This window comes from Nocardia beijingensis NBRC 16342 (assembly GCF_001612785.1).
GTDB lineage: Bacteria > Actinomycetota > Actinomycetes > Mycobacteriales > Mycobacteriaceae > Nocardia > Nocardia beijingensis.
Genome location: NZ_BDBC01000055.1, coordinates 99,477 through 106,338, shown reverse-complemented (window position 1 = coordinate 106,338; position 6,862 = coordinate 99,477). Strand labels below are relative to the sequence as shown.

Annotated in this window: 6 protein-coding genes; 3 read left to right on the top strand and 3 right to left on the bottom strand. The window is 70.0% G+C overall.

The features are described 5' to 3' along the window. Positions 1-403 precede the first annotated feature (403 nt). On the bottom strand, positions 404-1,567 hold the full coding sequence (locus NB3_RS27705; protein ID WP_067809219.1) for a hypothetical protein: 1,164 nt from the start codon (positions 1,565-1,567) through the stop codon (positions 404-406). A 212-nt stretch (positions 1,568-1,779) separates the two neighbouring features. Between NB3_RS27705 and NB3_RS27700 the strand changes: the two genes are divergently transcribed. After that, positions 1,780-1,959 (top strand): hypothetical protein, encoded by a 180-nt coding sequence (locus NB3_RS27700; protein WP_067809217.1) that lies wholly within the window; start codon positions 1,780-1,782, stop codon positions 1,957-1,959. Between the two features lie 27 nt (positions 1,960-1,986). On the opposite strand, the gene NB3_RS27695 is transcribed toward NB3_RS27700, so the two are convergent. Together NB3_RS27695 and NB3_RS27690 are read right to left on the bottom strand one after the other, a co-directional pair. Continuing rightward, entirely contained in the window at positions 1,987-2,733 is a 747-nt protein-coding gene (locus NB3_RS27695; RefSeq protein ID WP_067809214.1) for a rhomboid-like protein, read from the bottom strand. 172 nt (positions 2,734-2,905) lie between these two features. Next, positions 2,906-3,499: a TetR/AcrR family transcriptional regulator gene (locus tag NB3_RS27690; RefSeq protein ID WP_067809213.1), complete on the bottom strand. Its 594-nt coding sequence runs from the start codon at positions 3,497-3,499 to the stop codon at positions 2,906-2,908. A 158-nt stretch (positions 3,500-3,657) separates the two neighbouring features. Between NB3_RS27690 and NB3_RS27685 the strand changes: the two genes are divergently transcribed. Beyond that, positions 3,658-4,584 carry a ParB/RepB/Spo0J family partition protein gene (locus NB3_RS27685; RefSeq protein WP_157112043.1) on the top strand — a complete coding sequence of 309 codons (927 nt, stop codon included), beginning with the start codon at positions 3,658-3,660 and terminating at the stop codon, positions 4,582-4,584. A 54-nt stretch (positions 4,585-4,638) separates the two neighbouring features. Further along, positions 4,639-6,855 (top strand): MMPL family transporter, encoded by a 2,217-nt coding sequence (locus tag NB3_RS27680; protein WP_067809209.1) that lies wholly within the window; start codon positions 4,639-4,641, stop codon positions 6,853-6,855. Positions 6,856-6,862: the final 7 nt, after the last annotated feature.

Here is a 6,862-nt window from a genome sequence, read left to right as displayed (position 1 = left end):
CCGCGTCTCGGGGCGGATGCACCGCACAGGACGACGGAGTCCTTCTGCCTGGCCGTATCCACGACCAGGGTCCGCGCGCCGCAGCGAAGCGAACCCTCGATAACATAAGGTACACAATGCCGAGCACATTGCGGTCGGGATCAGGGAAATTCGCGGTAACTTAGCGCTTCTGGCGACCACGCTTGAATCCAGGGTACCGGCCCGAGCCGAACGGCGCCGTGCCCGTCGCGCCCGTCGCCGTCGCCGCTCACGACGCGTGATGCGTTGCCGCGCGGCGCCTCTCGGCCGTCACGGCGTCGCCGAACTATTCCCATCCGCGATACTCGGCGCACTACCCCTCGGCATCGACGACCGGTCGAAAACCACTCCGCCGCACGGCCGCTGTTCCTTGGCGGACTTGCGATCAGGCAGTCGAGCCGTCACCGCTCGGTTCGACTGGGGCTCGCGCCGCATCGCTCGGCGCGGGCTCGGCGGCAGCGGCGGTCGTCACGGTCGCTTCGGCGGCCCGCTCCGCCTCCTCGACGGTGCATCGGCCGAGGCCGCACGCCGTCGCCACACCGTACGCGGCCCGGCCCGCGGCCGCCTCGAACAAGGCCAGGCTCCTGATGCTGTCTTGCGTTCCCGCCGGCGACACCACGCCGGCGATGACGCGCCAGTCGGGGTCCAGCTTGCGCAGCGGCCGGTAGAACGCGGGCTCCAGCGGGGCCGGGTGCGCACCGTAAGCGCAGGGGATGTGCGCAGGTGGCAGCGGCACGGCGCGAGCGCGCAGGTCTCGTGCGACGGTGTTCAACAGCCGCACCGCCGGCGCGAGACTGCGCGGCGCCAGAAGTTCTTTGTGCTGATAGTCGCCATAGCAGAGATGCAGGACGGTCTGGGCGCCGATGTCGTGTGCCCGCGCGAGGAAGCCGGCCAACTGACCCGCGACCAGACGGCCGACCGGAGCCTGCGCGCCGAACCGCGCCGCCTTCACCAGTGCGAGCTGGGCGATCGGCGACTCCACCTGCCAGGTGATCACTTCGCCGTGTTCGGCCGTCACCCTGGCCATTTCGTCCAGTACGGCCTCGACGAAGACGGGCAGGTTGCGCAACGCGGGGGCCACCGTCCGCAGGTGGCGTAGCGCGCGCACGAGCGGAAGTCCGTCGGCCACCGCGGCCCCGCCGAACACGAACAGCGCCAGATCCAGCGGGTTCGGCTGACTGATCTGCAATCGTGTTCCGGCGAGTTCCGGATGCCGCGCCCGCAACGCGCGAAAGGCGGTGACAGCCGCGCCGATGCGGTCGACGCGGTCCATCGCCACGTGGCGGGGCTCGAGGGTCGCGCCACGGCGGATGCCGTACACGCGCATGTCGGCGTAGTCGGCGAAGTCACCGCCGCGCACCACTTCGAAGACGTCGTCGTGCCTTTCGCGCTCGCGCAGGTACTGCACGACCCAGCTCGGATCCAGGTCGCGCGGCACACCGGTGAGCCGGTGGCCCCGGCTGCGCTGGACGAACCACTCCAGCACCGCGCTGTCATCGGTCGTCAATGGCGCGGGCAAGCTGCCCACGAAGTGCACGAGTCGCGTCATCGCCTGTCCAACACGTAGTCCGCACGAGACGGGTGCGGCGTTCGCCTCCCGCTCGGGGCCCCGATCCGGCGGCCGCTGAGGAGAATAGGCCGACTCGATAGCCAGGAGTTCGCCACTGGTGGGAAGGCCGTGCAGGATCGATTTCGTCGCGCTCCGGGAACGCCCCGCGTGGTGTGCTCGCGTCCGCCACTACCACCTGGTAGAACTCCGCCATGGTCGATCGAACGCGGTTCGCGCGGTTGGCACTGGAGCAGGTGGCCGCCGAGTTGGACGGCACGGCTCTGCGCGGCGGCTACCTCACCTCGGAGCGCATGCGATTCCTCGCGACCAAGGTCCGCGACGCCGGGTACGCCTACGACGAAGCGCTCGAGGCGAACGCCACCCCGGAATGATCGCCGAATTGCCGGGCGGCCCCAGCGCTACCGGCGCCCGTCCTGCGGAGTTCGCGGCTCCGCTGTTCCGGCACGTCCTTGCGGTACCCGGTCGGCATCGGCCCGGCGTTGCCACATGGTGGCCGGGTTCCAGTCCCGCGCAGTACGGCCCCGCGTGAGGGGGAACGCGGCCAGCCCGATCAGCAGCGCCGAGAAGTGCCCGATGCCGGTGAAGGTGGGATGGAGCAGCAACGGGATGGCGAACCACACCAGGATTCCGCCGAGATACAGCCACCGCCACGGCCGGGCGACGTGGTAGGTCAGGACGCCGATGATGGCGGCCAGGAAATAACTGACGCCGATATCGCGCACATCGACCATCGCGGGATCGGCGTAGCCGTGGCGGATGGCCACGGCCAGGATGCCCTCGCTGACATACGTGGCCGCGACGTGCGCGCACAGACCGACGACCGCCCAGCGCAACGAGCCCAGCCACCGTTCCGCCGGGGCGTGGAAGACGCAGAACAACACCAGGTAGGGCAGCCAGAAGTAGCCGTCGATCCACAGCAGACTGGTCACGAGGGCGTGCACCGGATCGGATTCGAGGTGGCGCAGATTGGTGGAACGCTCACCCAGCAGGCGCTCGAGATCACCGCGCGGCACCAGGTGCTGGATGATCGTGGTCCCCAGCAGCAGCGTCAGCCAGGCGAAAGTCCACGGGGCGGTGCGCACGTACTGCCAGGCGGACGCCGTGCGGCTGGTGCGCGCCCCGCCGCCGTCGGTTGCGTGACTCATGGCGCGGCCTTCCTCAGGGAAATCCTTCGCCCGAAGGACGCGACCGCCCGGCCGCATTGCCGGATCGAGGCGCACTCTCCTGGCTCTGCCAGGTGAAACACTACTCTCCGTACCGTTGGAGACCCACCGGTCGACTGCCCGCGCCCTGGGGCGACGTGCTGAACGGCCGCGCCTAGGTCGCCGCCGCGCCGGGCTCGCGCGGTTCCGCGGCGAGCGGACCGGTGCGGTTGGCGGTGAGCATTCGCACCGCCGCGGTGCGCAGATCCGGGCGGGCACGCCGGGCGGTCAGTTCGGCCAGGCAGATCTCGCCGACCATGGCCACTTTCATCCGGGAAGCGGCGTCGGGGTCCGGCCATCCGGCGGCGACCATGTCGGGCCGCCCCACCGCGATGAACAGCTCGTGCCTGCGGCGGATCTCCTCGCGCAGGTCCGGATCGGTGCGCGCCTGCACCATGAACGCTTCGGTGCCGCGGGCATCGAGACAGGCATCGAGGAAGGCGTCCAGACTCGGGGCGATCCGTTCCACCCCCGGCGGGATCCCGGCCAGCGCCGCGGCCACCGACTGCGACAGCGCGTCGAAGAAGCGGCGGTGCAACGCGATGACGTAGCTGCGACGGTTGACGAAGTGGTGATAGAAGGTGCCCTTGGCCATCCCGGCTTCCTCGACCACCGCGTTGACCGAAAGACGGTGCAGCCCCTCGCGTTCCGCCACCACGGTGCCCGCGATCAGCAGCGCCGTGCGCCCGGGGTCGGCAATGACTGTCATGTTTCCGAATTCTCCCCACTCTTTCTGAAAAGCCTAGTGTCGTGCACCGGCCGCACCTACGCTGTGACCGATCGGTCGGTCGAAGCCTAGCCGGGTTCCGGATGGACCATCGGGTCATCGAGGACCGATCTGATTCCGGGCGACCCTGGGGGTTCGAAATGTCCGCTGAGTTTAAATTGGTGAGCGGCGATGTGGTGCCACTGGCATCGAACGCAAGCTATCTCGTGTCGATCGACGACCTGTTGCCCGCGGATTCGCCGCGGTCGAACGGGGAAGACCGCAGGCATATCGCGCGACTGGCCGAGAGCGACACCGAATTACCGCCGATTCTGGTGCATCGCAGCACGATGCGCGTCATCGACGGAATGCACCGGTTGCGCGCCGCGCAATGGCTCGGCCGCGAGCACATCGACGTCGTGTTCTTCGACGGGACACCGGCAGAGGCTTTTCTGCGCGGTGTCGAACTGAATACGACGCACGGTCTGCCGCTGACGCTTTCGGACCGCAAAGCGGCGGCCGAGCGGATCATCGAGTCGCTGCCGGAATTGTCCGACCGGGCGATCGCCGCCACCACGGGACTGTCCGCGCGCACCGTGGCCACGATCCGCCAGCGTTCGAGTGCGGAAATTCCGCACTCGAACATCCGCGTCGGCGCCGACGGCAGGCGCAGGCCGATGGACCGCGCGCAGCGCAGGCGCCGGGTCGCCGAGCTGCTGGCGACCTCGCCGGACATGCCGCTGCGCGCGCTGGCCGCCGCGGCCGAGGTGTCCATCAGCACGGCGCATTCGATCCGCAAACGCCTGCGCGAGACCGGATCCTGCGAGGACGACAACACCGCGGACCAGCCAGAGGGCAGCGCGCTGCTGCTGCAACAGCTCACCCGCGACCCGGCCATGCGTCACAGCCAGCAGGGCCGCGACCTGCTGCGCTGGTTGCACACCCACTCGATGCAGCGCGAGGTGTGGACCGCGCTGGTGGCCACGGTCCCCCCGCATTGCATCCCGGCCGTCGCCGAGCTCGCCCACCGCAATGCCAAGGAATGGCGAGCGCTGGCCGGCTACATCGATTCCGGCGCCGCCGAATAGCACCGGCCACAGCCGCATTCGCCACGGCCGGAGTTCGAGAAAAGGTCTTTCATCATGCTTGTTGGTCTCGCACGTCTGGCGACCCGGCGTCCGCGCGCCATCCTGTACGGCGCGCTGCTCATCGGCGTCGTCTGCGTCGCGCTCGGCTGGTCGGCGCCCGCCCACCTGAAGTCCGGCGGCTACATCCCGTCCGACACCGAATCCGCCGAGGTGGCCGCGTTCCTCAACCGCGATTTCCCTGGCGCGGCACCGAATCTGGTGCTGCTGGTCACCGCGCCGGACGGGCTCGACGGCCCGGCGGCCCGGACGGTCGGCGAGCGCGTGACCGCGGATCTGCGCGGCCGCGACGACGTCGACGCGGTCCAGTCCTATTGGGAACTCCCGCCGGATCTGCGCCAGGGCTTGCGCGGCACCGAGGGCCGCGACGGTCTGGTCCTGGCGCACGTCACCGGCGACGACACCGACGCGCCGAAACGGGCCGGCGCGATCGCCGAGCAGGTCAGCGGCGAGTTCGACGGCGTGACCGTGCGGGCGGGCGGCCAGGCGGTGGCGTTCGACGAGATGAGCCATCGCATCGTCACCGATCTGCTGATCACCGAGGCGATCGCGATACCGCTGACCGGTCTGGCGCTGATCCTGGTCTTCGGCAGCCTGACCGCCGCGCTGGTCCCGCTGGCGGTGGGCGTGTTCAACATCTTCGCCACGCTGCCGATCCTGCGGCTGCTCACCGAGGTCGGTGACGTGTCGATCTTCGCGCTGAACATGATGAGCGCGTTGGGTTTCGCGGTCGCGATCGACTCGAGCCTGTTCATGGTCAGCCGGTTCCGCGAGGAGCTCGCCGCCGGGCGCGACACCGCGGCCGCGGTCTCGCGCACCGCGCTCACCGCGGGACGCACCGTCCTGTTCTCGGGTGTGGTGATCGCGCTGTCGCTGTCGACGCTGCTGGTCTTCCCGCTGTATTTCCTGCGATCGCTGGCCTACGCGGGACTGGCCGTGCTCGGCGCGGCCGTGTTCACCACGCTGCTGCTGGTGCCCGCCGCGCTCGCGCTGCTCGGCCCGCGCGTCGACGCGCTCGATGTGCGGGTGCTCCTGCGCCGCCGGTTCCGGCGGCCGGCACCCATGCCGGTCGAGCTCACCGCCACCCGCTGGTACCGCTCGGTGCGGCTGGTCATGCGCCACCCGGTCGTAGCCGCGCTGGCGGTGATCGCGCTGCTGCTGGTGCTGGGTTCGCCCTTCCTGTCCATCCGGTTCGGCGCCGCCGACGACCGGGTCATCGCGGGAGCGTCCAGTCACGTGGTCGGCGACGCCTTGCGCACCGGTTTCCAGGAGAACGCCATGGCCGGTGTGCTCGTGGCCATGCCCGGCTACCGAGGCGGTGACGCCGACATCGCCGCCTACGCCCAGCGTCTGTCACGGGTGGAGCACGTGACGTCCGTGTTGTCCGCGGCGGGCGTCTACGCCGGCGGGCTGAAAGTGGCCGCCGCGCCGCCCGGCATGCGCGACGACGCGGGCACGTATCTGCGGGTCGGCACCCGGCTCGACCCGTACTCCCCCGCCGCGCTCGCTCAGCTCGACCAGGTGCGCGCGGTTCCCGCGCCGGGCCGGGCGCTGCTCGGTGGCGCGGCCGCCGAAAGCGCCGACTCACTCGACGCACTCGCGGCGAAAGTGCCCCTCGCCGTGGTCGTGATCGCGCTGTCGACGCTGGTGGTGCTGTTCTTCTTCACCGGCAGCGTGCTGCTGCCGATCAAAGCGCTGCTGCTCAACACGCTGTCGCTGGCGGCGACCTTCGGCGCCATGGTCTGGATCTTCCAGGAAGGGCACCTCGCCGGCCTGCTCGGCTTCACCCCGACCGGCTACCTGGTGCCGACCATGCCGATCCTCATGTTCTGCATCGCCTTCGGCGTCTCGATGGACTACGAGGTCTTCCTGTTGTCGCGGATCCGGGAGGAATGGCTGTCCACCGGCGACAACACCCGCGCCGTCGCGACCGGCGTCGCCCGTACCGCGAGGATCTTCACCGCGGCCGCCTGCCTGATGGCGATCGCCTTCGCGGGGATGGTGACCTCGCACGTGTCGTTCATCCAATTGTTCGGCCTCGGGCTGACCCTGGCCGTGCTCAGCGACGCGACGCTGATCCGCGGCGTGCTCGCGCCCGCTCTGATGCGCCTGCTCGGCGCCGCCAACTGGTGGGCGCCGCGCCGGCTCGCCCGCTGGCACGAACGCATCGAAATCCCCGAGACCAGCGCCGCTCTCGAGCCAGTACCCAAGTAGTGCGAGA

Excerpts from the sequence above, each read along its gene's own strand:
- NB3_RS27705 (WP_067809219.1), bottom strand. The coding sequence starts at position 1,567 with ATGACGCGACTCGTGCACTTCGTGGGCAGCTTGCCCGCGCCATTGACG.
- NB3_RS27700 (WP_067809217.1), top strand. The coding sequence starts at position 1,780 with ATGGTCGATCGAACGCGGTTCGCGCGGTTGGCACTGGAGCAGGTGGCC.
- NB3_RS27695 (WP_067809214.1), bottom strand. The coding sequence starts at position 2,733 with ATGAGTCACGCAACCGACGGCGGCGGGGCGCGCACCAGCCGCACGGCG.
- NB3_RS27690 (WP_067809213.1), bottom strand. The coding sequence starts at position 3,499 with ATGACAGTCATTGCCGACCCCGGGCGCACGGCGCTGCTGATCGCGGGC.
- NB3_RS27685 (WP_157112043.1), top strand. The coding sequence starts at position 3,658 with ATGTCCGCTGAGTTTAAATTGGTGAGCGGCGATGTGGTGCCACTGGCA.
- NB3_RS27680 (WP_067809209.1), top strand. The coding sequence starts at position 4,639 with ATGCTTGTTGGTCTCGCACGTCTGGCGACCCGGCGTCCGCGCGCCATC.